Source organism: Nonomuraea sp. NPDC050536, assembly GCF_044457685.1.
In the GTDB taxonomy this organism is placed as follows: Bacteria; Actinomycetota; Actinomycetes; order Streptosporangiales; family Streptosporangiaceae; genus Nonomuraea.
The window spans coordinates 355,534-379,129 of record NZ_JBITHD010000008.1 but is presented as its reverse complement, the minus strand read 5'-3'; the positions used below and the strand labels follow the sequence as shown (position 1 = coordinate 379,129).

Genomic DNA, 23,596 nt, shown 5'->3' with positions numbered 1-23,596 from the left:
GGGGGGGGGGCCCCTTTTTGCCCCGGGCCGGGTCGGGTATATAATTCCCACTTTTTTTAAAAAAAAAATTTTCCGGCGCGCGGGCCCCCCCCCCGGTGGGGGGGGGGGCCCCCCCCCCCCGCCCCCCCCCACGGGTGTAGCCTCAGCCTGTGACGGAGGCCCAGACAGTGATCTCCTCGATGCACTGCCGCTTGCCGTCAGGCCCCGCCGGCCCGGTGAGAATCGGCTCGCAGAACGTGGCGCCGTCGGTCCCGACGAGGGTGCCCGTGCCGATCAGGCCCGGGACGTACACGGTGGAGCGAATTCGCTGGCCCGTGGCGGCGACGGTGGTGTAGCCGTCGAAGCGCACGGTGTTGTTGTCGACGTGCACGGTGCCCTGCTTGTTGCCCAGGAGCGCGCTCGCCGTCTCGTTGTAGCTGATGAGGCCGACGCCGGTGTCGCTCGGAGCGGTGACGCCCGCGGAGCTGACCAGACCGTAGGTGCTGACCTGGGTGCCGCTGACGTCGATGCAGGACTGAAAGTACCGGTTGCCGACCAGCTTCCAGTTGCTGCACTTGGTGACCGTAGTGGCGGCCGAGGCCGATGCTGCGGGGGCAACGGCGGCGAGCGCGCCGACGAGCAGCGCGCCGACGGCGAGCCTGCTGGCGATCTTGTGCATGGTTCCCTCCCCTTGGTCATCCGGGCGGAGATTCCGTCCGGGAGCAGTACCATGTCACATTTGACGTTGCCTGATTGTGATCAAGAGTTGAATGCCCGTTGACCATTGGGAGGTCTTGTGGAGATGACACCGATCCCCGGCGCGAGGGAGATGTTCTCACTGGAACCGGAGGTCATCCAGCTCAACCACGGTTCCTACGGCGCGGTGCCGATCGAGGTGCAGGAGCGGCAGTCGTGGCTGCGAGCGGAGATGGAGCGTGCCCCTGACCTGTTCTTCGCCCGGCTGCCCGCCCGGCTGGGGCGGGCGCGGGAGCGGGTGGCGGCCTTCCTCAACACTTCTGGGGCCGCCTTCGTCGCCAACGCGACCGAGGGGGTCGCCGTCGCGCTGGAGTCCGTGCCGCTCGGGGTGCGGGACGAGGTTCTCTACACCGATCACGTGTACGCGGCGGTGGAGCACGCGCTGCGCAGGCGCGCCGCGGAGACCGGGGCGAAGCTGGTGAAGGTCGGCCTGGGCGACGATCCCGTCGAAGCGCTCCTCGGCGGCGTCACGACGCGCACCCGGCTCGCGGTCTTCGATCACATCAGCTCGTCCGCCGCTCGGCTGCTGCCGGTCGAGCGGCTGGTCAAGGAGTTTGCCGCCCGAGACGTCGTCACGCTGGTGGACGGGGCGCACGCGCCCGGCATTCTGGAGGTGGATCTCGAGGCGATCGGTGCCGATTTCTGGGTCGGCAATCTGCACAAGTGGGCCTTCGCGCCGCGCCCAGCCGCGGTGCTGCACGTCGCGCCGCACTGGCGGGAGCGGGTCAGGCCGCTGATCGTCTCCTACGGCGAGGGATTTCCGGAGGCGGTGGAGTGGCAGGGCACGCGTGACTACACCGCCATGCTGGCCGCGCCGTACGGGCTCGACCTGCTGGAGTGGCTCGGGCCCGAGCGCGTACGGGGACACAACGCGGCGCTGGCGGCCTACGGGCAGCGAGTCGTCGCGGAGGCTCTGGACGCGGCGAGCCTGTGCGTGGACGCCCCGCCCGGAGATCCCCGTCTGCCGATGCGGGTGGTACGGCTCGCGGCCGGCCTCGGCAGGACGAAGGCGCAGGCCGACGCCCTCTGCGAGCAGGTCCGCGACCGCCTCGGGTGCCAGATCAAGATCGACCCAGGTGGGCTGCTCCGCCTGTCGGCGCAGATCTACAACCAGACTACCGACTACGACCGCCTGGCGGCCGGGCTGCCGGCCTTACTCAGGTCGTCGATATGAACGTTCAAAACAATTTGATTACGCCCGCTTGTCTGTGCAATGTCACACATTTACTGTCGATCACGTTCAGATCGTCCATCACCCGTTCAAACCCGGGAGCGACGTGTGACAAGGAACAAGGGCCTGCTCGCGCTGGCCACAGTCCTGATGCTGAGCCTGTCCGCGTGCAGCGGCGGCAACGACAAGTCCCGCCCGACCGGCGCAGGAGGCGAACCCGTCAACGGTGGCACGCTGACCGTCTTCAACAACGCCGACTTCGGCCATCTCGACCCCGCACGCAACTGGACCATGCGGGACATGGGCTTCGGGACACGCCTGCTCTACCGCACGCTCACGACCTTCAAGGCAGGCAGCTCCGAGGTCGTCCCCGACCTCGCCACCGACCTGGGCAGGCCGTCCGAGGGCGGCAAGGTCTGGACCTTCACCCTCAAGGACGGCGTGAAGTACGAGGACGGCACTCCGGTCAAGGCGCAGGACATCAAGTACAACGTCGAGCGCTCCTTCGCCCCGGAGCTCACCGGGGGCCCCGACTATGCGCGCAAATACCTGGTCAGCGACAAGTACGCGGGCCCGCTCGCCGGCAAGCACCTGGACTCCATCGAGACGCCCGACGACAAGACGATCATCTTCCACCTCAAGCGCCCGGTCGCCGAATTCTCCGAGACCGTGACCCTGCCCACGTTCGCCCCTGTGCCGCAGGCCAAGGAGGCCGGAGTCAAGTACGACGACCGCCCGTTCTCCTCCGGCCCTTACAAGATCGAGAAGTACCGGCGGAAGGTGGAGCTCGTCCTGGTGCGCAACGAGCACTGGGACCCTGCCACGGACCCCGTGCGCAAGGCCCGCCCCGACCGGATCGTGGTCAACATGTCCGTGGGCGGCGCGGCCCGTGACACCCGCCTCATCGCCGACCAGGGGCCCGACCGCTCGGCGATCGGCTATACCGACGTCGCCCTGTCCGTGCTGCCCAAGATCTTGACCAGCCCGCGGGCGCAGCAGCGGATGAGCAGCATGGTCGACGGTTGCACCGGCCTGATCTACCTCAACACGTCGAAGCCGCCCTTCGACAATGAGAAGGTCCGCATGGCCGCGCAGTACGCGGTGGACAAGACCGCGCTGCAGACCGCGGCCGGCGGCCCGCAGGTGGCCCAGGTCGTCGGCGCCATCCTGCCGCCGGGCCTTACCGGGGGCGTGCAGCGCGACATCCTGCGCATTCCGCCAACCGGCGACGTGGACAAGGCCAAGGCACTGCTGGCCGAGGCGGGGGTGCAGCCCCCGGTGAAGATCCGCATGGTCACGAACACCGGAGGCAAGCCGCAGGCCGAGGCGCTGCAGACGGGGCTCAAGAGGGCAGGGTTCGATCTGCAGATCGACCTGGTGGACACCTCCGCGGTGAGCGGCATCAACAGCACTCCGGCGAAGATGCCCGACCTGCAGTTCGGTGGCTGGTGCCCGGACTATCCCTCCGGCTCCACGTTCCTGCCGATGATCACCGACAGCCGTCTCATCAGTGAGGCCTACCACGGCGGTAACGCCGCGCTGCTCAAGGACCCGGCGATCGACAAGAAGATCGACGAGATCGACTCGATGACCGACGCCAACGCCGCCGACAAGGCCTGGCTGGGATTGGAGGAGCAGGTCATGGCCACCGGCGCCTACATTCCCATCTCGCTGGTGAAGCAGAACAACCTGTACGGCTCGAACGTGGCGGACGTCAAGGGCAACCCGATCTGGGAGGGCAACCCCGACTTCGCCGAGATCGGGCTCAAGGACCCGAACCTCTCGAAGTGATCACACCATCCAAGGGGCCCTGGCGGCTGGCCTTCGACAGGCTGCGCCGTAGCAGATCCGCCATGATCGGGCTCGGCATCGTCTGCTTCTTCGTGCTGCTGGCCCTGACGGCTCCGCTGCTGGTACGGCTCGGCGGCTGGGACCCCACCCAACCTGACCCCACCGCCATCGACCCCAACCTGGCGGGATTGCCGCGCAAGGCCTTCAGCGCCGAGCACTGGTTCGGCGTCGAGCCGGTGAGCGGCCGGGACCTGTTCTCCCGGGTCGTGATGGGCACCCAGGTCTCGATGCTGGTCGCATTCGCCGGGGCCGCTGTGGTCCTCACGCTCGGCGCGTTGTTCGGCGTCACCGCCGGGTTCTTCGGCGGCTGGGTGGACACGGCGATCAGCCGTCTGATGGATCTGCTCATGTCGTTCCCCGGCCTGATCTTCATGATCGCGATCATGTCGGTAACGCCGCACATCAATCGGTTGGCCATGCTGATCACGGTGATCGGGCTGTTCAGCTGGCCCGGTATCGCCCGGATCGTGCGGGGGCAGACGCTGTCGGTCAGGGAACGCGAGTTCGTGGAGGCCGCCAGGATCAGCGGTTCCGGCGTCGGCAGGATCCTGCGCCGCGAGATCCTGCCCAATGTCGCCGGGCCGATCATCGCCTACGCGACGCTGCTGGTGCCCGGCATGATCAGCGCCGAGGCGGCGCTGTCCTACCTCGGCATCGGCATCCGGCCGCCCACCCCCTCGTGGGGTCAGATCCTCGCCGACGCGGTGACCTATTACGACGTGACCCCCACCTACTTCGCGATCCCCAGCCTCTGCCTCTTCCTCGTCATCCTGGGGTTCAGCCTGCTCGGTGACGGGCTGCGTGACGCCATTGACCCCAAAGGGGCGCGGTCATGATCCTCTACCTGGTGCGCCGACTGGCGGCCGCGGCGGGCGTGCTGCTGGCGATCTGCCTGACCACCTTCGTCATCTTCACGCTCCTGCCCAGCAACCCCGCGCTCATCGCCTGCGGCAAGAGCTGCACAGCGGAACGGCTGGCCGAGATCAGCAGCCAGATGGGGCTGAACCGGCCGCTGATGACCCAGTTCACCGACTACGTGACCGGCATCTTCGCCGGCCGCTCCCTGGGCACCGGCCAGTACGCCATCGCCTGCCATTTCCCCTGCCTGGGCTATTCCTGGCAGACCGGGCAACTGGTCTGGGACATCTTGATGGAGGGCCTGCCGATCACCTTCTCCCTGGCGATCGGCGCGAGCGTGCTCTGGCTCGTCGGCGGGCTCGCCGTGGGCGTGACATCGGCGCTGCGCAAGGACACGGTCACCGATCGGCTGCTGGTCGGCTCGACCGTGGTCACCGCGGCCCTGCCGATCTACTTCGTCGGCCCGATGCTGCTGTTCGTCTCCGTTCGATGGCTGGGGCTCATGCCGTACCCCAGCTACGTCCCCTTCGGGGAAGATCCGCTGGCGTGGGCGCAGAACCTGCTGCTGGCCTGGGCCGCGCTGGCGATGTTGTCGGCCGCGATGTACGCCAGGCAGAGCCGCTCCTCGATGATCGAGACGATGGCGGAGCCGTACATCCGCACCGCCCGTGCCAAGGGGCTGCGCCGCCGGACGGTCGTGGTCAAACACGGGCTGCGCGCCGCGCTGACGCCGATCGTCACTCTCTTCGGCATGGACCTGGGCGGGCTCATGGGCGGCGCGATCATCACCGAGTCCATCTTCGGCCTGCCGGGTATCGGGAAGCTCACCGCGGACAGCATCACCGGGCAGGACTATCCGGTGATCATGGGCACCACGCTGCTGGCCGCGTTCTTCATCGTCTTCACCAACCTCGTCGTGGACCTGCTCTACGGCGTCGTGGATCCGAGGGTGCGCCATGCTTCTTGACGTTGACGGGCTGGGCGTCTCCTTCGGCGGCCTGCACGCGGTCCAGGAGGTGAGCTTCAGCCTCGACCGCGGCCGCACGCTCGGCATCGTCGGCGAGTCCGGTTCGGGTAAGTCCGTGACCAGCCTGGCGCTGCTGGGCCTGCATCTGGGCGCGTCCGTGACGGGGTCGGTGCGGTTCGACGGGCAGGAGCTGGTCGGTGCGCCGGAGGAGACGCTGCGCCGGCTGCGCGGCCACCGGATGGCGATGATCTTCCAAGATCCCCTGTCGTCGCTGCACCCCTACTACACCGTGGGCGAGCAGATCGCCGAGGCCTACCGTCTGCACTTCGGCGCCTCGCGACGGGTCGCCAAGCGCCGGGCGGTGGAGACGCTGGGTGAGGTCGGCATCCCCGCGCCACGGGAGCGCGTCGGAGATCACCCGCACCAGTTCTCCGGGGGCATGCGCCAGCGCGTGATGATCGCGATGGCGCTGGCCTGCGAACCCGACCTGCTGGTGGCAGACGAACCGACCACCGCCTTGGACGTGACCGTGCAGGCCCAGATCCTGGAGCTGATCAAGAGGATCCAGCAGGAAAGGGGCCTGGCCGTCATCATGGTCACCCACGACCTCGGCGTGATCGCCAGGGTCGCGGACCAGGTCCTGGTCATGTACGGCGGGCGAGTCGTGGAACAGGCCACGGCCGACTCCCTGTTCGACGCGCCGCGCCACCCCTACACCCATGGTCTGCTCGACTCCCTGCCCAGGCTGGACGACTCGGACGACACACCGATGCGGACCATTGCCGGGTCCCCGCCCTCGCTGCTCGACCCGCCGCCCGGTTGCTCCTTCCACCCCCGGTGTCCACACCGGATGGCGGTCTGCGAGACCAGCCTGCCCACCTTGGCCGAGTGGTCGCCTGCCCACCTCGCCGCCTGTCACCTGGGGAGTTCCTGATGCTCGAGGTCAGCGACCTGGAGATGCGTTTCAAGAGCGTGCGAGCGGTGAGCGGCGTCTCCTTCTCTGTACGGCAGGGCGAGACACTCGGCCTGGTCGGCGAGTCCGGCTGCGGCAAGTCCACCACCGCGCGCGCGATCGTCCGGCTGCTCGAGCCCACCGGAGGGTCGGTCCACTTCCAGGGCCGGGACATCACCCACGCCAAGCAGCGGGAGCTGCGGCCGCTACGGCGCGACCTGCAGATGATCTTCCAGGACCCGTACTCCTCGCTGAACCCCCGCCAGACCGTCGGCCAGATCATCGCCAATCCGCTGGTCGTCCAGGGGATCTCCGACGTCAGGGCCAAGGTGGGGGAACTGCTCGACATGGTCGGCCTGATTCCCGAGCACGTCGACCGGTACCCGCACGAGTTCTCCGGGGGCCAGGCCCAGCGGATCGGCATCGCCCGGGCCCTGGCCACCCGGCCCAAGCTGGTCATCGCCGACGAGCCGGTCTCGGCGTTGGACGTCTCCGTCCAGGCCCAGATCGTCAACCTGCTGGAGGAGCTGCAGCGCGAGCTGGGCCTGACCTACATCTTCATCGCGCACGACCTGTCAGTGGTGCGCCGCGTCAGCGACCGGGTCGCGGTGATGTACCTGGGCCGGATCGTCGAGATCGGCGACCGGCAGGCGCTCTACGACAGCCCCGCCCATCCCTACACTCGTGCGCTGCTGTCGGCCGTACCGGTGCCGGATCCGAAGGTCGAGCGGAAGCGGGAACGGATCGTGCTCCAGGGCGACCCTCCCTCCCCGGCCGCACCGCCGCCGGGCTGCCACTTCCACCCCCGCTGCCCGCAGGCCGAGGAGATCTGCTCGGTGGAGCGCCCCTTGCTCCAGGTCCATCGTGGACGAGAGGTGGCCTGCCACTTTCCGCTGGAGCCGTGACGTGCGCGGATGGCCGGGCGTGGCAGCCCGGCCATCCGTTGAACGTGCTACGTCAGCGGTGTGGACGGGCCGACCCGTACCGTGGTGCGCAGGCCGCGCTCAGCCTCCGCGACGACCTCGATCCGGGTGTTGGTATCCGGCGGCCGGACGCCCAGCAGCGGGTAGGTGCTGTACCAGTAGACGCCGGTGTGGTCGTCGAAGGCGGGCACTCCCGGCTGGGCGGGGAAGACCGTCAGCGCCCCGTCCTTGTGCAGACGGAGCTGGTCGGTCCTGCCCAGGCCGAAGATGGCGTCGAACACCTGGAGCCGCCCGTTCGCCTTGGTGTTGTCGCGCCACAGCAGGGGGATCGCCCGCGCGTCGATCGGCAGCGTCATGCCCTCGCCGAGGTGCTGGCTGGTGTTGTTGTCGGAGTAGAGGCTGTCCCAGAGCCACACGAGCACGCCGTCCTGGTACGGGAAGCGCTCGTAGATCTGGGCCCGCTTCGGATCGTTGAGGAACCCGGCGCTGTAGGGACCGGTCTTGAGGTACGTCCCATTGCCCACATAGCGGCGGTTCTCCACCAGGTAGGCGCGCGGGTGTTCCTTGACGCCGATCTTGCCGGTACGGCTGAAGCCGCTGACCGACCAGCCGTTGTCACCCTGTTCGGCGTCGTCGGAGAAGACCCCCGGCAACGCGATGGAGTCGATGACGAAACCGTTCTCGACGGTGTTGGTGTCGGTGAAATAGCGCAGCCGGAACAGCACCTTCTGGCCCGACCACGGGCTGAGGTCATAGGCCAGGTCGGCCCAGTCGCTGTGCCCGGTCAGCCCCGGCACGCCATTGACGCTGGGGATGGGCCGACCGGCCAGGGTGCCACCGACGCCCTTCCACACTTTGCCGTCGGTGGAGACCTCGGCGTACAGGTAGTCGAAGTCCTGCTCGATGCGGAACCACGTCTTCGCGGTCAGCGTCGTCGAGGTGGCGGTGGCCAGGTCGATCTCGCGGGTGAGGGTGTTGTTGAGGTAATTGCCCCGCCCGCTCCACCACTGCCATTGCCCCTGCGGTGGATCGGTCAGCTCGGTCTGCTCGATGTGCGGTGGCAGCGAGACCAGCAGCGCCTGCGGATCTTTGGTGTTGTACGAGCTCACGCCCAACGTGTGCGTGGAGGCCGTGGCCGCCTGCGCGCGGTCGTAGGACAGCCAGCCCAGCCGCAGCTTGCTCCAGGCATCCAGGTCCCCGGGATACTCGCCGAGCGGCCCGTTCCGCTCGGCCAGGTAGGAGGCGTCCGACATCAGCGACCAGAACTTCACGCCGTTGTCGCCGCCCGCCGTGTCGTACAGGTCGGGCAGGCCCAGGTCATGGCCGAACTCGTGGGCGAGCAGGCCGACGCCGCTGTTCTCGCCGACTGTCAGGAACTTGCCGATCCAGATCCCGGTGTCACCGATCTGGGTGCCGCCCTGCTTGTTGAACTCCGGCCCGTCGGTGCCGCGCAGGTTCCAGTAGGCGTCGTGGTTGACCCCCCACAGCGCGTCGGCGCCCTGCGCGCCGCCGCCCCAGGTCTCGTCCACACCCGCGTGGATGATCTGTACGCGGTCGAGGTAGCCGTCCGGCTCGTTGAAGTTCCCGTCGTGGTCGTAGTCGTTGCGGTCCCAGACATCGAAGGACTTCAGCTCCGCGATGATCTGCTCCCTGCTGCGGCCCTTGGCCCGCTCGGCCTGGTACCAGGCATTGCCCGCATCCTTGGCGAAGTCGAACAGCGGCAGGTCGCAGTCCAGGCCCGGATCACAGCGCGGCGTGCCGTACCGGGCTTCGTTGTACGGCAGGCGCACCCAGTCGGAGACCGCACCGTTCAGGTCGTACCGGCCGGAGGACTGCAGGCGGTAGAAGTTGCGCAGAGAGTTGGCGCCGGCGGCGTCGTCGAAGAGGCTGCGCTGGTAGTAGGCCTGGTTGAAGTCGCGGCGCCACAGCGTGTGGTTGTCGTAGCTCGCATCGGGGCGGGGAATCATGTTGTGCTGCGGACCGGGCGTGCCGCCGTAGCGGATCTGACCGTTGTGCTGGGTTTCGTTGTCGATCCTGTCGCCGAACTCGGCGAGGATCGCGAAGTCACGGTCCTTGCGTTCGAGTGAACGTTCAACATACCGCTTGCCCACCTTGACCTGGGCAAGGCTCGGGGCGGCCAGCACCTCCTGCATCGCGGAGGTCCTGTCCGCCCGTTCCGCGATGGCGATGGGGTCGTACGGCTCGTCCGGGTGGTGGCCGTCGCCCGGCTTCGCCGTACCGGACTTGGCCGGCGGCGAACCGGTGGCGGGGTCGGCGTGGGCCGGGCCCTGGAGCGAGACCAGCGCTAACGCCAGGCACGCGAGCAGGGCGGGGAACTTTCGCACGCGCTCCTCCTGAAGGTAGGGGGTTCGGCGCGTAATATGTCACATATCGCGATCTTCGACTAGAACTTCCGTACGGCCATGTGTCCGTAATGCGATTTCTGTCGCTCCCCGAATGGGATCGCCTTTGCGAACGGTGGCGAGGCAGCCCAGCTGGACGACTGCCGCTCTTCCGTGGAGATGTGCCATGACCAGCGCCGATTGCTCGGCAAGCCCGCGCCGATCTCCCCTCTGCCTCACCGGCTTTGAACGTTCATATATCGGCCTGCCTGGCGGCCTTCTCACCCAGCACCAGGTGGAGGTGTGACGAGGAGCCGCCCGTCGGTGACGTTGTCGAACCGCGAGTCCCTGCCCCGGATCAGGAGGTAGTGTCGCCGCACGTCGGGCATGTCGACGAGTCGGCTCACCGGACCATCTCCAGCTTCGGCCTGGGCGGCGGCTTCCCGTTCGACGGCCGCAGGCCTGGATTGAGCGCCGCGGTGCCGGCGAGCGATGCCACCGCCATCACGGTCATCGCCGCGCCCGCCGGCAGGTACTGCGCAGTCACCGCGGCCGCGCCGGCCGCGACCGGTTTGCTGAGTGGCAGTGCGAACAGCAGGTACGGCAGCGCGAGCAGGAACCGCAGCGGGATGACTAACCGCCACCGTGCCTCCGGCGGCAGGCCGTGGGGCACGTCAGTGCCTTCCTTGTGGTGTCTCGGTTGGGATCTTCGCCGTTGTGGTGGGCCGGTAGCGTACGTTCACGGCTGATGTGGGGTCGTGTTCGCCGAGGCGGTGGAGGCGGATCGGCTTGCCGCCGGGGTGGTCGTGCAGCCGGATGCCCTCGCCGAGCAGGATCGGTGCGATGTGCAGGTCGATCTCGTCGATCAGTCCCCGTTCGAGAAGCTGGCGGCCGATGGTCGGCGAGAACACTTCGAGGTTCTTGCCGCCGGCCGCCTCCAGCCCGATCCGCACGGCCTCGGCCGGGTCGCAGTTCAGGAACGTGACACCGTCGGCCGGCTTGGCGTCCTCGGGGTGGTGGGTGAGCACGAAGATCGGTCCGTGCCAGGCGCCGCCGTACGGGCGGCTGTCATTGATGACATCCCAGCCGTCTCGGCCTCCCAGCACGGCGCCTGTGGTCTCGATGTACTCACTCTGCAGGCCAGGGCGGACTGAGAACCCGGTCATCCAGTCCATGGAGTGGTTCGGCCCCGCCACGAAACCGTCCAGCGACATCAGGAAGTGCCAGAGCACCTTCCCGTCTGCGGTCTGCGGCTCTGTGTCACTCATGCGTCGCCTCCAGCGATCAGCTTGCGGGTTGCAATCGATGGATCCACGCCAGGCCTGCCGGTGGCACCGGCATGGCGACGAACGTCGCCGGGGGTGTCTCCTCGTGGGTTCCGGTGACTAGACCGTAGGGGGGCCATTGGCACCCTGTTAAGGTCCAGTTCCATGGCAGTTGAATGGTCCGGTTTCACGCCGGAGATCATGCTGCACCTGGATCGGGGCGTACGCGGCACGCTCGGCACACAGCTGCAGGAGGCACTGCGTACGGCGATCCGATCCGGACGGCTGGAGGCCGGCGAGCGGCTGCCGTCCTCACGGAAGCTGGCGGCCGACCTCGGCGTCTCGCGCGGACTGGTCCAGGGCACCTACGAACAACTGGCGGCCGAGGGATACCTGACAGCAACCGGCGGTGGCACGACGCAGGTCGCCCTGACCCTGCGACAGTCGATGATCGAGCAGCCCGCGGTCGCGTCACCGGTCGAGGCGGGCATCGACTTCCTTCCTGGCCGGCCGGACCTGAACAGCTTCCCCATGCGCGACTGGCTGTGGGCCTGCGGTGAAGCCGCCCGGACCGCCTCGCGCAGCGATATCGGCTACGGCCGGGCAGCCGGTTCACCACGGCTGCGTGAAGTGCTCGCCTCCTACACCCAGCGGGTCCGCGCCGCGTCGATCAGCGCCCACGACGTGGTCATCTGCAGCGGATTCACCCAAGGCGTCGCACTCACACTCACAGTCCTGCGGGAACACGGCACCCAGACCGTGGCCGTCGAAGACCCCGGCCACCGCGAGATGACCATGCACGTCCGCCGTGCCGGGCTGAACCCGGTGCCGGTGCCCGTCGACGACCAGGGCATGGTCGTCGACGAGCTGCGCCGAACGGCCGCCACAACCGTCATCCTCACCCCGGCCCACCAGACACCCACCGGCGTCGTGCTCGCCCCCGCACGACGCCAGGAACTCCTGCGGTGGGCCGAGGAACATGACGGCGTCATGATCGAGAACGACTACGACTCGGAGTTCCGCTACGACCGCCGGCCGGTCGGAGCGCTGCAGGGACTGGCACCCGACCGCGTCGTGATGATCGGAACGGTCAGCAAATCCCTCGGCCCCAGCCTGAGACTGGGCTGGATCCTCGCGCCGTCGCATCTCGCACCGGCGATCGCCGAGGAGAAGCGCCGCAGCGACCTTGGATCGCCCGGCCTCGACCAGCTCGCGCTCACCCGACTCATCGAGTCCGGGCGCTACGACGCCCACCTGCGCCGGATGCGCAGAGCGTACGCCGCCAAGCGGGTCGCACTCGCCGAAGCACTACGCCGGCACGCCCCGCACCTGCGCCTGACCGGGCTCGACGCCGGCCTCCACGCGGCGGCAACGCTACCCGAGGGCACGGACGAGGCCGCGATCATCGCGGCCGCCAGACGGCGCTCGATCCACCTGCACGGCATGCAGCGGTACCGGGTCCATCGTGCCCCCGCCCCTCCAGCCATCGTCTTCGGCTTCGGCGACCTCAACGAGCACGCAATCCGCTCCGGCATCGCCCGCATCGCCGACCTCCTCCTCCCATCGACGTCGCATCCAGTCTGAAGAACCCACGATCCGTGCCAAGCCAGACTCGGCTGGTGCTGTCTCTCTGGCTATGTGCGTTGCCGCCGCGACGTGCTCATCATGCCTATCCGAGACTGCGGCCGTTGCTCATGGGTGTGGGCTCAGTCCGTGGAAGACCAGATCAAGCAGGGCGGTCGCCTGGGCGGCTGGGTCCGGCTCCGTCTCGGTGACCAGCGCGATGGCGTTCACCAGTTTGAACAGTTGCCCCACCGGCACGTCCGGCCGGACGTCGCCTGCCTCCTGCGCCCGTGCCAGCAGCCCCCGCGCCGCCTCGAACACCGCCTCACGGCACGACGATCCGTCGTGCCCCAGCGCCGCCAGCAGCGACGCGGCCAGCCCGCGCTCCGTGCTGCCCTGCGCGATCACCGCGCCCAGCCACTCCTTCAGTGCGGCGCCAGGCGACGGCGCGGACATCAGCTCCTCTGCCCGCCGGCACAGGGCGTCGACGTGGTCGCGGAAGACCGCCTCCAGCAGTGCCTGCCGGGTGGGGAAGTGCCGGTAGAGCGTGGCGTTGCCGACGCCCGCGCGCTGGGCGATGTCGTCGAGCGGCGCGTCGGCCCCCAACTCGGCGAAGGCCACCCGCGCCGTGGCCACCAGCCGGTCGTAGTTGCGCCGGGCGTCGGCCCGCATCGTCGCCTCCCGGGATTGCATAAACGGGGACTGTCCCCGTATCGTACCGCAGCAGTAACCGGGGATACTCCCCGTTTAGGAGGTGCCATGAACTCCCGGCCACCGCCGAGCACTTCGCGATGGAGTTCAGCGCCGAACGGACGACCTGGCCTTCGGCCATACGCACCACCTGCTCAACACCTGAGCCATCGGGAGGAAACATGACCACCGTTCTCGTGACCGGCGCCACCGGTGCCCAGGGCGGCGCCACCGCGCGCGGCCTGCTGGCCGCCGGGCAGCGGGTCCGCGCGCTCGTCCGCGACCCCGGCTCTCCCGCCGCGCGGGCGCTCGCCGCCGCGGGCGCCGAGCTGGTCCGCGGCGACATGGGCGACCGCGCCTCGCTCGACGCGGCCGTCCGCGGCGCCGACGGCGTCTTCAGCGTGCAGCCCACCGTCGGCTATCCCGGCACGCCGCCCGGTTTCACCATCGACGACGAGCTCCGCTATGGCCGCAACGTCGCCGACGCCGCCATCGCGGCCGGCGTCCGCAGCTTCGTGTACGCCTCCGTCGGCGCGGCCGACGCCCCGCACGGGATCGCGCGCTGGCAGACCAAGGACACCCTGGAGCGATACGCCCGCGACCTGGGCCTGCCCATGACCGCGCTCCGGCCGGTCCGCTTCATGGACAACCAGGTTCACCCGCGGCTGGGTGTGCGCGACGGCGTCCTGGCGGACGTCTTCCTGCCGGACGTGCCGGTCCAGCTGATCGCCGCCACTGACATCGGCGCGTTCGCCACGCTGGCCTTCACCCGCCCGGCCGAGTACGCCGGCCGTACGATCGAGCTGGCCGGCGACGAGCTGACCATGCCGCAGATCGTCCGGGCCATGGAACGGGCGCTGGGGCAGCCCGTCAGCTACCGGCAGATCCCGCGCGAGGCGCTGGTCGGTCGCGATGCCGACGCCGTGGCCGGCTACGACTTCGCCAACCACGGTGGCGGCTGGCATGCTGACGTCGGCGCCCTGCGCGAGGAGCACCCGGGCCTGATGGACTTCACCACCTGGCTCAGCCGCGAGGGCACCGCCGCGTTCCGGGCGACCCACGCCTGACACCGGCGAACCCTGCCGCGGCCTCGGACAAACCCCAACCCGGCGCGAACGCGACTCCCGCCGCACCCCGCCCTGTATGCGCGGCGCCCGCTGCTACATCCAGGTCACCGCGAATATGAAACGTCCCGTGAGCAGACGCCCCATGTTCCGCTCTATCGGTGTCCTCCTTCGGGGTCTATGCCGGTTTGGTCCTTGTCGCTGGCGGGGCTGGGGATGGGGCGCTGATCGCAGAGCAGGGCGATGGCCTCGCGGGCGCGCTTTTCCTCGCTTCGGTTGTTCAGCTCCACGGCCAGGTCGAGAGCGGCGGTGTGCAGTCGCACGGCCTGGCCGGGGTCGCCCATGGTCACCGCGATCTCGGCCAAGCTGTTGAGCGCCTTGGCCTCGCCTCGCCGGTAGCCGAAGCGTCGATACAGCTCCAATGCCTGCTCGTGATGGTCGCGGGCCTCGGCATGCCGGCCCAGCCGGGTGCAGGCCACCCCGAGGTTGTCCAGGGCGTCGGCCTCACCGCCTCGGCTGCCGATCTCCCGGGACAGCTCCAGCGCCTGGCGATGCAGGTCGGCCGCCTGCGCGTACTCGCCCAGCCGCTCGTGGACGATGCCGAGGTAGTCCAGCGTCACGGCCTCGCCGAACCTGTCGCCGATCGCTCGAAACAGCTCAAGGGCGCGCAGGTTCGCCTCCCTGGCCCGCTCGTGCTCGCCTTCGTCCGTACTCACCCGGCCCAAGCCGACCAGCGCCCGAGCCTGACCTCGCAGGTCTTCAGCCGTACGGCAGGCGGCCAGAGCTAGATCGAAGTGGTCACGGGCGACCTCGTGGCTGCCCTGCACCTGATGCACCCAGCCGAGATCGGTCAGTGCCCGCCCTTCACCGGTCGGATCCTCGCGGCATCGGGCGGCCCGCAGTGCCTTGCCGTACAGAGCGAGAGCATCGTCGTGATGGGCGTGGTCGTAGAGATAGCGGTACAGCGTGGTGGCCAGCAGGCAGGTATGCGTCACGTCGCGATCGGCGGCCAGGACGAGGTTGGCTCGTTCGGCGTCCAGCCAGGCCAGCGCCTGCCGCGCGTCATGGAGGGGGACCGGTGGGGGCGCGGATCGCTCGATGCGCGGTCGCCGGTGGGTGCTGTCGGGGTAGAGCACGTCCATGGCGGCCGATGCCGTGGTCAGCTGGTGGCCGAGCAGCCGGGTCAGCGCCACGTGCCCGGCATGCGGCGGCTCTTGCTCAACCGCGAGCCGGGCGGCGTACTGGCGGAGCAGGTCGTGGAAGGTGTAGCGGCCGAAGGCCCGCTGCTGGAGCATGTGCGCATCCAGCAGGTCCTCCAGCAGGTCCTCGGTCCGCTCCACGGGGAGATCGGCGAGCGCGGCGGCCGCGTAGGGCTCGATGTCGCGGCCGGGATGCAGCCCGAGCAGGCGGAAGAGCTGCTGCTGTTCGGCGGTGAGCTGCCGATACGACAGGGTGAACGCGGCCGCCACACCACGGTCCGACCTGGCCAGCTCGGTGAGCCTGCGGCGCTCGTCACGCAGGCGTTCGGCAAGATGGGCCACGCTCCAGCGGGGGCGGTGCCGCAGGCGGGTGGCGGCGATGCGGACGGCCAGCGGCAGGAACCCGCACAGCAGCAGGACCTCCGTGACCGCGTCGGGCTCGGTGGCCGCGCGCTCGCCCACGATGCCGGTGAAGAGCGCGACGCCGTCGGGCAGGGGCAGCACATCCATGGACAGAGGCCGCACGCCGTCCAGGTCGGTGAGCCGCTGGCGGCTGGTGATGAGCAGCAGGCTGTTCGAGGCGCCCGGCAGCAGGGGCCGGATCTGGGCGGCGTCGGCGGCGTTGTCCAGCACCAGCAGTACGCGGCGGCCGGCCAGCTCGGCTCGCCACAGCGCGGCCCTTTCCGTCAGGGACGCGGGGATGCGCTCGGTCGGTACACCGAGCTGCCGCAACAGCTCCTCCAGCGCTTCCGCGGGCTCGAGCGGCCGCTGACCCGCTGTGTGGGCGTGCAGGTCGACGAAGAGCTGACCGTCGGGGTAGCGCTCGGCGAGCCGGTGCGCGGCGTGCACGGCCAGCGCGGTCTTGCCGATGCCGGCCATGCCGTCGATCGCGTAGATCGTCACCGCCTGGGAGGCGGGGTCGCACAGCTCCTCCACCTGGACGGAGCGGCCGGCGAAGTCGGCGATGTCGTAGGGCAGGGAGGCCGCCACGGGCCTGGCGGTGGTGGCGGGCCGCTCGGCCTCCGCGGGTGGCTCGCCGCGCAGGACGGTCTCCTCAACGGCCAGGAAGGCATGGCCCGGATCCAGCCCCTGCTCCTCGGCCAGTGTGCGGCGGTAGTCACGGCCGACCGCCAGCGCGTCCGCCTGGCGCCCGGCTCGGTGCAGAGCCAGCATCAGCTGCCCCGCCAGCCGTTCCCGCAAGGGATGCGCGGTCAGCTCGGCGACCAGCAGGTCGATGAGCTCCGCATGCCTTCCGGCGGCGAACTCGAGCTCCGCCAGCCGCTCGATCGCGGCCAGCCGCTGATCCTCCAGCCGAGCCCTGGCGCCCTCGGCGAAATGGGCCTGGACGTCGGCGAAGGCGGGCCCGCGCCACAGGGCGAGCGCTTCGCGCAGCGTCTGTACGGCCGAGGCCGGCTCGGACTCCGCCTCGGCCACGAGCGTGGCGAACTCCCGCAGGTCGAGCTGCCCAGGCTCCGGGGTGATCACATATCCTGCCGGGCGGGTCTGCACCAGGTGGGCCGCATCCGCGGCGCGCAGCGTGCGCCGGATCGCGGTCAGTGCGGCGTGCACCTGTGCACGGGCCGTGTCCGGTGGCGTCGGCCCCCACATCGCGTCGATCAGCCGCTCGACGCTCAGCACGACGCCGGCATGCAGCAGGAGGTACCCCAGGAACCCGCGGTGACGCGGGGCCAGCGCAGGAAGCCATCGGCCACCGGCTGACACCTCGACAGGGCCCAGGATCGCTAACCGCACATCCACCCGCGAATCCTACATTTGCCCCTTTGGTAGCGGCAGCAACAGCGGAGCCATAGGCGATGCATCGACATCGCATCGCGATCGTATTAACCACCCTCCCCATGCTGGTCACATGAGTCGATCACCACGCATGAAGAACCCGGCACTCGTCCTCCCCGGCGCCATGAAGGCGCTCACGGACCTCACCAAGGCTGCCGATCAGGCTGGACTGCCCAAGGTGACCGCGGACCTGGTCCTGCTTCGGGCCAGCCAGATCAACGGCTGCAGCGTCTGCGTCGACATGCACGCCAAGGATCTGCGCAAGGCGGGCGAGAGCGACGAGAGGCTGTTCGCCGTGGCGGCGTGGCGCGAGGCGCCGTACTTCACCGATGCCGAGCGCGCCGCGCTGTCACTCGCCGAGCAGGTCACCCGGATCGCCGATGACGGCCAGGTCAGCGACGAGGTGTGGGACGAAGTCGCCGACCACTACTCCGAGGCCGAGCTGGCCGCGTTGATCATGACGATCTCCACCGTCAACCTGTGGAACCGGCTGAACGCCACCACCCGGCAGATCGCGGGTGCGGCATGGTAGCGATCGCGCTCGTTACCGGCGCGAACAAGGGCATCGGCTTCGAGATCGCACGCCGGCTCGCCGACGCAGGCGTCACCGCGATCATCGGCGCCCGCGACGAGGAGCGGGGGCGCGCCGCGGCCGAGCGGCTCGGCCTGCCGTACGTGCGGCTCGATGTCACCGACGCGGACAGTGTCCGAGCCGCGGCGACCTGGATCGAGCAGGAGTACGGCAAGCTCGACATCCTGGTCAACAACGCCGGGATCACCTTCGATGACGGGCTCCCCAGCCAGAGCACGACCGCGGAGGCCCGCCAGGTCTACGAGACCAACGTGTTCGGCGTCATCGAGGTCACCAACGCGATGCTGCCGCTGCTGCGCCGCTCGCCGGCGGGACGCATCGTGAACGTCTCCAGCGAACGCGGCTCGATCGGGCGGACCCTGGACCAGGACCATCCGCTGTGGCCGATGCTCAACCTGGTCTACTGCTCCTCCAAAGCGGCCTTGAACATGATCACCGTGTCCTACGCCAAGGAACTGTGGGACACCCCGATCAAGGTCAACGCGGTCGACCCCGGCTGGGTCAAGACCGACATCAATCACAACGAAGGCATCAAGACCCCCGAAGAGGGCGCCGCGCCGATCGTTGCCATGGCCCTGCTGGACGCCGACGGCCCCACCGCCGGATTCGTCCAGCACGAAGGCCCTCTTCCCTGGTAATCCCCGAAGGAGACAACAGCTATGGATCTACGTCATGCGGTCAGGGGACGGGTGCTGCTTCCCGGCGAGGACGGGTTCGACGAGGCGGCCCGCCCGTGGGCGGTGGGCGTCCACCAGCCGGTGGCCGCCGTTGTGGAGGCCGCGGACGCCGCGGATGTGGCGGCCCTGGTGCGGTACGCCCGCGAAGCCGGGCTGACGGTCACCGCCCAGCCGTCGGGCCATGGCGCCTCGGGCGATGTGCAGGGCGTGATCCTGCTGCGCACCGGCCGCCTGGACTGGGTGGAGGTCGACGCGCAGGCGCGCATCGCCCGGGTCGGCGCCGGAGTGCAGTGGGGCCGGGTGATGGCCGAGACCGGCAAGCACGGCCTCACCGGGCCGGCCGGCAGCAGCCCGGCCGTGACAGTCGCCGGGTTCGTCGCCGGCGGCGGCATCTCCTGGTTCGGCCGCAGGTACGGCTGGGCAGCCGACTCGGTGCGCGCCTTCGAGATCGTCGACGCAGGCGGCGAGCAGGTGCGGGTCACCGCCGAATCCGACAGCGAGCTGTTCTGGGCGCTGCGCGGTGGCGGCGGCGACTACGCGCTGATCACCTCGATCGAGCTGGCGCTGTACCCGGCGCCCAGCGTGTACGGCGGGCGGATCGTCTGGCCGGCCGCCCGCGCCGGCGCCGTGTTCGACGCCTTCGGCAAGATCACCGCGGACGCGCCGCGCGAGCTGTCGGTGTGGATCAACCGGATCGCCCCGCCGCCGCCCGCACCGCCGATGGTCGCCGTGGACGTGACCTACCTCGGCGGGGATGTCGAGGCCAAGGCGCTGCTGACCGCCTTCGACGAGATTGGCGGCAGCCTCTCCGACAGCCGCGGCCCGATGAACCTCGCCGACCTGGGCGCGATCGCAGCCGAGCCGGTCGAGCCCAGCCCCATGCTGGCCCGCACCGAACTGCTGACCGGCCTGGACGAGGCAACGCTGGAGACGCTCACAGGCGCCGACCTCGCGCCGCTGCTCAACCTGCAGGTCCGGCATCTCGGCGGGGCGCTCGCCGAGACCGATCCCGCCGGCGGCGCAGGTGGCGCGCTGGCCGAGCCGTACATGCTCTACCTGCTCGGCCTGCGGCTGCCCCACCTGGCCGATGCGGTGCAGGCCAGGCAGGCCGCCCTGGTCGAGGCGCTGGGCCAGGCGATCAGCGGGCGCAAGCCGTACACCTTCCTCGCACCAGCGGACAAAGCCGCCCAAGCCTTCCCCGCCGACACCCTGGCCCGGCTGCGCGAGATCAAGCGCCACCGCGATCCCTATGGCATGTTCCGCGCCAACTTCCCTGTCCTGGACTGAAAAGAGCACCGACATGTTGAAAGTCGCGGCCGTCGCCGCACTGATCGCCACCCTGACAGCGACACCGGCACCCGCCGACACGGAGACCGGCAGATGGACAGCGGCGTGGGCGACCGCCGTCCAGCACCCGTCGCCCGACGTCTGGTATCCCACCTGGGCGGAGAAGGGCTTCGCCAACCACTCCGTACGGCAGGCGGTCCGGGTCACCGCCGGCGGCTCGACGGTCCGGATCCGGCTCTCCAACGCCTACGGCACCACCCCACTCCGGCTCACCGGCGCGAGCGTGGGCAAGGCCGGCCCGGGCGCCGCCGTACAGGCGGGCACGCTCCGTCCGCTGACCTTCGCACACGCCCCCTCCGTCGACATCCCCACCGGCGGGCGGGCCGCCAGCGATCCCGTCCGGCTCGCGGTCAAGCCGGGAGAACGGCTGACCGTGACGCTGTACTTCCAGGGCGCCACGGGCCCGGCCACCTACCACAACCTCGCCCAGGCCACCACCTACCGAGCCTCCGGCGACCACATCCGCGACCTCGGCGCGGCCGCCTTCGCCGAGACCAACAGCTCCTGGTTCTACCTGTCCGGAGTGGACGTGTACGGCGACGCGGCCGCGGTGGCGACCTTCGGCGACTCCATCACCGACGGATACGCCGCCACCCAGGACGCCGACGACCGCTACCCGGACGCGCTGGCCCGCAGGCTGAAAGGCCGGCGGCCGGTGCTCAACCTCGGCATCGCCGGCAACCGCCTGCTCAACGACTCGGCGTGCCTGGGCGAGCGAGGACTGACGCGCTTCCGCTGGGACGTGCTCGACCAACCTCGCGTCAAGACCGTGATCGTGCTGGAGGGCATCAACGACATCCTGCTGGGCATGCAGGAACCCACCCCCTGCACGACACCCGCGGTCAAGGTCAGCGCTGACGACCTGATCGGCGGCTACCGGCAACTCATCCGCACCGCCCACGCGCGAGGAGTCCGGATCATCGGCGGCACCCTCCTGCCGGCCAGTCTCGCCGACGAGGCCGAGGCCACCCGTGATGCGGTCAACGCGTGGATCAGGACCAGCGGCGAATTCGACGCCGTCGTCGACTTCGAACGCGCCGTCGCCGACCCCGCCGACCCCGATCGGATCCGCCCGGCCTTCGACAGCGGAGACCACCTCCACCCCAACCCCGCCGGCTACCAGGCCATGGCCGACGCCGTCGACCTGCACACTCTCTGAAGCAGACCATTGACGAAGTGAGTGGATCGCGTCCTTACCTTATTTAGGCCGATATTTGGCTATTTCTTGGCTCGTGGCGTGAAGATCTCGGATATTTCACGGAATGTTAGCGTTATGGGCATCAGGAGGGTCCGCGCCCATTGCTGGGTAATCGTGCTCTGCCTGCTCGGCACGCTCGCGGGAGCTTTCCTCGTCGGCGCCGCCATCCACAGCGGCGGCGCCGCGGAGGACCGCTTCCTGCAGTGCTTCGGCCGGCAGCGGCTCGACCTCGCCGTGGTGCCCGCCGACACGGCAACCGCGGGGCTTCCCTCGTTGCACGGGTCCCTGGTCAAGCAGATCTCCTCGATCGACGGCGTCGCCTCCGTGCGGGAGATCTACAGCGGCCCGGTCTGGGTGCGGTCCGAAGGCTCCTCGGCCGCGGCGGTGGGAGCGACGCTGCTGCCCGAGGGTGGGATGCCGCTGATCCACGTGATCGACGGCAATCTGCCCGCCCTGCCCGACGAGGCAGTGCTGGACGAGCTGACCGCCAAGTCGCTCGTCGTCCGGGTAGGCAGCACGCTGATCGCCGATGACAAGGCGGGCACGCCGCTGCGGCTGCGCGTGTCCGGCATCGTCGAGGTGGACGTGAACGAGGATCTGGTGCACAGCGGCGTCCTGGGCGTGGGTCCTGAGCTGGCGCACCAGCTCGTCGGCCAGCTGACGGTGGGCGGCCTGGAGGTGACGGTCGATCCCGCCCAGACGCCCGCGCCGGTCAGGCAGCGCATCGCCCAGGTGGTCGGTAACCGCTACAGCGTCCTCACGGTGCAGGACGTGACCGCGCGCAGCAACGCCGACTCGCAAGTGCTGACGGCCTCGCTGGCCACCCTGGGGGTGACGTCGCTGCTGGCTTCCATGGCGATCGCCTGTGCCACCGCCGGCCGTATCCGGGACACCCTCCAGCTCGACGCCTCCCACGTCATCGCCAAGTATGGCGCGGCCGAGATCCGCAAGCTGATCGTCTTCGACCTGGTCGTCGGCCTCGTGGCCGCGATCATCGCCGGGATGGCGCTGACGGCCGGGGTCCTGGTGTTGCTGTCGATGATGGGTGCCGATCTGCCCTGCACCAGCGTGTACGCCATCTCGGTGCTCACCACGCTGCTGCCTGTGATCACCTTCGGGGTGGCCATCTACACGGCGCCCGTGGTGACGCTCATGCGCGAACGCCGATCCTCACGATCGGACGATGAGGCGTCTCGATGGCCGCAACTGCCCTCCCCGAGGAACAACTAGTACTCGTGGGTACCCTCTTCGAGCGTCAGGGTCGCCTCCAGCAGGAAGTAGTCGCCCCAGATGAGCTCGTTGCTCGTGGCCAGGCCCTTGACGCGGTTGTAGCAGCCGTCGATCAGGCCGCCGTGCCGGTTGACGTGGTTCTTGGTGAGCGCCGCGACCGCGTCGGCGGCCGCCTCGCGGTACCGGTCGGAGGTCAGCGGAGCGAGGGCGGCCATCGCCGCGGCCGCGATCGCGGTGGCCGAGGTGTCGCGGGGCGCGTCCGGGATGGCCGGGTCGTCGAAGTCCCAGTAGCAGACCAGGTCCGGCGGGACGTGGCCGAGGTACCAGTCGGTCACCTCGGTGGCCAGGCCCACCAGGCCGGGGAAGAGGTGGGCGGCCTGGGTGAAGCCGAGCATCGCCCACGCCTGGGCGCGCGACCACGTGCTGGTGGGGGAGTAGCCGTTGATCGTGGTACGGGACGTGGCGGTGGCCGTCTGGGAGACCGAGCCGTCGGGGCGTACGCACATCGCGTAGTGGGCTCGGGCGTGGGACTCGGCCAGGTCACGGTACTCGGGCACGAGGGCGAGCAGGGGGGTCGTGCCTGGGAGGCCGTCGACGCAGGCGCCTCTGCGGGGCCAGCCGTACTGCTCGATGTCCTCGTCGCCGGGTGGGATGACGCCGGCCGCCTGGTCGTAGGTGCTCGCGAGCGCGTGCGCCGCCTCGACCGCCATGGGGTCGCCGATCAGGCCCGCCGAATACCAGAACAATAAGCCGCGGAGCATCGTGGGAGCTTGCAGGCGGTTGCGGAGCTTCGCGGTGGCCTCGGCCGCGGCGGCCCGCTCGCCGGTCAGGGTCAGCAGGCCGGGCCAGAAGCCACCGGACCAGCCGCCGTCGTCCGACCAGGTCCACTCACCGGTCTCCGGGTCGGCGTGCATCGGGTAGCGGCAGTTCGCCTGTTCGAGAGTGTGCTGGACTCGTGTGAACATTCCGCTCGCTATACCCCACCGCACCGACCCCTAACACCCGCCGGGTTCTGGTTTCGATGGGTCTGTCCGGCGGGTAGGGAGAGCGGTACGTCCGGGGGAGACGCTTCGGCGAGGATCGGCATCCGATGAGGTGCCGACGCCATGGCCGTTCTCGTGTTCGGGGGCTGGGACGGCCGGGTCCGGTCCCGCCTGCGGGCGTTCAAGACGTGCCCC

At 69.6% G+C, this 23,596-nt stretch carries 20 protein-coding genes; 13 read left to right on the top strand and 7 right to left on the bottom strand.

Translation table 11 applies throughout. The features are described from left to right. Positions 1 to 142 precede the first annotated feature (142 nt). The gene (locus ACIBHX_RS24710; RefSeq protein ID WP_397069567.1) at positions 143 to 658 is read right to left on the bottom strand and encodes a hypothetical protein; all 516 of its coding nucleotides are present in this window, start codon (positions 656 to 658) and stop codon (positions 143 to 145) included. Positions 659 to 781: 123 nt separating this feature from the next. On the opposite strand from ACIBHX_RS24710, the gene ACIBHX_RS24705 reads away from it, so the two are divergent. From ACIBHX_RS24705 to ACIBHX_RS24680, 6 genes are all read left to right on the top strand, one after another. Further along, a complete protein-coding gene (locus tag ACIBHX_RS24705; protein ID WP_397069580.1) occupies positions 782 to 1,909 on the top strand; it encodes an aminotransferase class V-fold PLP-dependent enzyme in 1,128 nt (375 codons plus the stop codon). A gap of 105 nt (positions 1,910 to 2,014) precedes the next feature. Then, positions 2,015 to 3,697: an ABC transporter substrate-binding protein gene (locus tag ACIBHX_RS24700; protein ID WP_397069566.1), complete on the top strand. Its 1,683-nt coding sequence runs from the start codon at positions 2,015 to 2,017 to the stop codon at positions 3,695 to 3,697. Further along, positions 3,694 to 4,593 (top strand): ABC transporter permease, encoded by a 900-nt coding sequence (locus tag ACIBHX_RS24695; RefSeq protein ID WP_397069565.1) that lies wholly within the window; start codon positions 3,694 to 3,696, stop codon positions 4,591 to 4,593. Before ACIBHX_RS24700 ends, ACIBHX_RS24695 begins: the two co-directional genes overlap by 4 nt. Beyond that, on the top strand, positions 4,590 to 5,582 hold the full coding sequence (locus ACIBHX_RS24690; RefSeq protein WP_397069564.1) for an ABC transporter permease: 993 nt from the start codon (positions 4,590 to 4,592) through the stop codon (positions 5,580 to 5,582). Before ACIBHX_RS24695 ends, ACIBHX_RS24690 begins: the two co-directional genes overlap by 4 nt. Continuing rightward, the gene (locus tag ACIBHX_RS24685) at positions 5,572 to 6,516 is read left to right on the top strand and encodes an ABC transporter ATP-binding protein (RefSeq protein WP_397069563.1); all 945 of its coding nucleotides are present in this window, start codon (positions 5,572 to 5,574) and stop codon (positions 6,514 to 6,516) included. The genes ACIBHX_RS24690 and ACIBHX_RS24685 overlap by 11 nt, the downstream gene beginning before the upstream one ends. Next, entirely contained in the window at positions 6,516 to 7,439 is a 924-nt protein-coding gene (locus tag ACIBHX_RS24680; protein WP_397069562.1) for an ABC transporter ATP-binding protein, read from the top strand. Before ACIBHX_RS24685 ends, ACIBHX_RS24680 begins: the two co-directional genes overlap by 1 nt. 47 nt (positions 7,440 to 7,486) lie before the next feature. Here the strand turns inward: ACIBHX_RS24680 and ACIBHX_RS24675 are convergent, their stop codons facing one another. The 3 genes from ACIBHX_RS24675 to ACIBHX_RS24665 form a co-directional block, all read right to left on the bottom strand. Further along, positions 7,487 to 9,802 (bottom strand): immune inhibitor A domain-containing protein, encoded by a 2,316-nt coding sequence (locus ACIBHX_RS24675; RefSeq protein ID WP_397069561.1) that lies wholly within the window; start codon positions 9,800 to 9,802, stop codon positions 7,487 to 7,489. A gap of 400 nt (positions 9,803 to 10,202) precedes the next feature. Then, the gene (locus ACIBHX_RS24670; RefSeq protein WP_397069560.1) at positions 10,203 to 10,472 is read right to left on the bottom strand and encodes a hypothetical protein; all 270 of its coding nucleotides are present in this window, start codon (positions 10,470 to 10,472) and stop codon (positions 10,203 to 10,205) included. Between the two features lies 1 nt (position 10,473). Then, a complete protein-coding gene (locus ACIBHX_RS24665) occupies positions 10,474 to 11,067 on the bottom strand; it encodes a dihydrofolate reductase family protein (protein ID WP_397069559.1) in 594 nt (197 codons plus the stop codon). A gap of 162 nt (positions 11,068 to 11,229) precedes the next feature. Here ACIBHX_RS24665 and ACIBHX_RS24660 point away from each other — a divergent pair, with 162 nt between their 5' ends. Next, entirely contained in the window at positions 11,230 to 12,648 is a 1,419-nt protein-coding gene (locus ACIBHX_RS24660) for a PLP-dependent aminotransferase family protein (protein ID WP_397069558.1), read from the top strand. A 108-nt stretch (positions 12,649 to 12,756) separates the two neighbouring features. On the opposite strand, the gene ACIBHX_RS24655 is transcribed toward ACIBHX_RS24660, so the two are convergent. Then, positions 12,757 to 13,320, bottom strand: coding sequence for a TetR/AcrR family transcriptional regulator (locus ACIBHX_RS24655; protein ID WP_397069557.1), 564 nt, complete (start codon positions 13,318 to 13,320; stop codon positions 12,757 to 12,759). A 179-nt stretch (positions 13,321 to 13,499) separates the two neighbouring features. Between ACIBHX_RS24655 and ACIBHX_RS24650 the strand changes: the two genes are divergently transcribed. Further along, a complete protein-coding gene (locus ACIBHX_RS24650; protein WP_397069556.1) occupies positions 13,500 to 14,384 on the top strand; it encodes an NmrA/HSCARG family protein in 885 nt (294 codons plus the stop codon). Between the two features lie 152 nt (positions 14,385 to 14,536). Here the strand turns inward: ACIBHX_RS24650 and ACIBHX_RS24645 are convergent, their stop codons facing one another. After that, positions 14,537 to 17,338: a BTAD domain-containing putative transcriptional regulator gene (locus tag ACIBHX_RS24645; RefSeq protein ID WP_397069555.1), complete on the bottom strand. Its 2,802-nt coding sequence runs from the start codon at positions 17,336 to 17,338 to the stop codon at positions 14,537 to 14,539. A gap of 109 nt (positions 17,339 to 17,447) precedes the next feature. Between ACIBHX_RS24645 and ACIBHX_RS24640 the strand changes: the two genes are divergently transcribed. From ACIBHX_RS24640 to ACIBHX_RS24620, 5 genes are all read left to right on the top strand, one after another. After that, a complete protein-coding gene (locus ACIBHX_RS24640) occupies positions 17,448 to 17,906 on the top strand; it encodes a carboxymuconolactone decarboxylase family protein (RefSeq protein ID WP_397069554.1) in 459 nt (152 codons plus the stop codon). Continuing rightward, on the top strand, positions 17,900 to 18,604 hold the full coding sequence (locus ACIBHX_RS24635) for an SDR family oxidoreductase (protein WP_397069553.1): 705 nt from the start codon (positions 17,900 to 17,902) through the stop codon (positions 18,602 to 18,604). The genes ACIBHX_RS24640 and ACIBHX_RS24635 overlap by 7 nt, the downstream gene beginning before the upstream one ends. A 21-nt stretch (positions 18,605 to 18,625) precedes the next feature. Continuing rightward, entirely contained in the window at positions 18,626 to 19,930 is a 1,305-nt protein-coding gene (locus ACIBHX_RS24630; RefSeq protein WP_397069552.1) for an FAD-binding oxidoreductase, read from the top strand. A gap of 13 nt (positions 19,931 to 19,943) precedes the next feature. Beyond that, positions 19,944 to 21,149, top strand: a complete 1,206-nt coding sequence (locus ACIBHX_RS24625) for an SGNH/GDSL hydrolase family protein (RefSeq protein ID WP_397069551.1) — start codon at positions 19,944 to 19,946, stop codon at positions 21,147 to 21,149. Between the two features lie 114 nt (positions 21,150 to 21,263). Next, the gene (locus ACIBHX_RS24620; protein WP_397069550.1) at positions 21,264 to 22,418 is read left to right on the top strand and encodes a hypothetical protein; all 1,155 of its coding nucleotides are present in this window, start codon (positions 21,264 to 21,266) and stop codon (positions 22,416 to 22,418) included. Here ACIBHX_RS24620 and ACIBHX_RS24615 read toward each other — a convergent pair. Further along, positions 22,415 to 23,383, bottom strand: a complete 969-nt coding sequence (locus ACIBHX_RS24615; RefSeq protein ID WP_397069549.1) for a hypothetical protein — start codon at positions 23,381 to 23,383, stop codon at positions 22,415 to 22,417. The two genes, ACIBHX_RS24620 and ACIBHX_RS24615, sit on opposite strands and share 4 nt — an antisense overlap. Between the last annotated feature and the right edge of the window lie 213 nt (positions 23,384 to 23,596).

Bases quoted from the DNA above. Each gene is read 5' to 3' on its own strand.
- ACIBHX_RS24710 (WP_397069567.1), bottom strand. From the start codon at position 658: ATGCACAAGATCGCCAGCAGGCTCGCCGTCGGCGCGCTGCTCGTCGGC.
- ACIBHX_RS24705 (WP_397069580.1), top strand. From the start codon at position 782: ATGACACCGATCCCCGGCGCGAGGGAGATGTTCTCACTGGAACCGGAG.
- ACIBHX_RS24690 (WP_397069564.1), top strand. From the start codon at position 4,590: ATGATCCTCTACCTGGTGCGCCGACTGGCGGCCGCGGCGGGCGTGCTG.
- ACIBHX_RS24685 (WP_397069563.1), top strand. From the start codon at position 5,572: ATGCTTCTTGACGTTGACGGGCTGGGCGTCTCCTTCGGCGGCCTGCAC.
- ACIBHX_RS24680 (WP_397069562.1), top strand. From the start codon at position 6,516: ATGCTCGAGGTCAGCGACCTGGAGATGCGTTTCAAGAGCGTGCGAGCG.
- ACIBHX_RS24665 (WP_397069559.1), bottom strand. From the start codon at position 11,067: ATGAGTGACACAGAGCCGCAGACCGCAGACGGGAAGGTGCTCTGGCAC.
- ACIBHX_RS24660 (WP_397069558.1), top strand. From the start codon at position 11,230: ATGGCAGTTGAATGGTCCGGTTTCACGCCGGAGATCATGCTGCACCTG.
- ACIBHX_RS24655 (WP_397069557.1), bottom strand. From the start codon at position 13,320: ATGCAATCCCGGGAGGCGACGATGCGGGCCGACGCCCGGCGCAACTAC.
- ACIBHX_RS24650 (WP_397069556.1), top strand. From the start codon at position 13,500: ATGACCACCGTTCTCGTGACCGGCGCCACCGGTGCCCAGGGCGGCGCC.
- ACIBHX_RS24640 (WP_397069554.1), top strand. From the start codon at position 17,448: ATGAGTCGATCACCACGCATGAAGAACCCGGCACTCGTCCTCCCCGGC.
- ACIBHX_RS24635 (WP_397069553.1), top strand. From the start codon at position 17,900: ATGGTAGCGATCGCGCTCGTTACCGGCGCGAACAAGGGCATCGGCTTC.
- ACIBHX_RS24630 (WP_397069552.1), top strand. From the start codon at position 18,626: ATGGATCTACGTCATGCGGTCAGGGGACGGGTGCTGCTTCCCGGCGAG.
- ACIBHX_RS24625 (WP_397069551.1), top strand. From the start codon at position 19,944: ATGTTGAAAGTCGCGGCCGTCGCCGCACTGATCGCCACCCTGACAGCG.
- ACIBHX_RS24620 (WP_397069550.1), top strand. From the start codon at position 21,264: ATGGGCATCAGGAGGGTCCGCGCCCATTGCTGGGTAATCGTGCTCTGC.
- ACIBHX_RS24615 (WP_397069549.1), bottom strand. From the start codon at position 23,383: ATGTTCACACGAGTCCAGCACACTCTCGAACAGGCGAACTGCCGCTAC.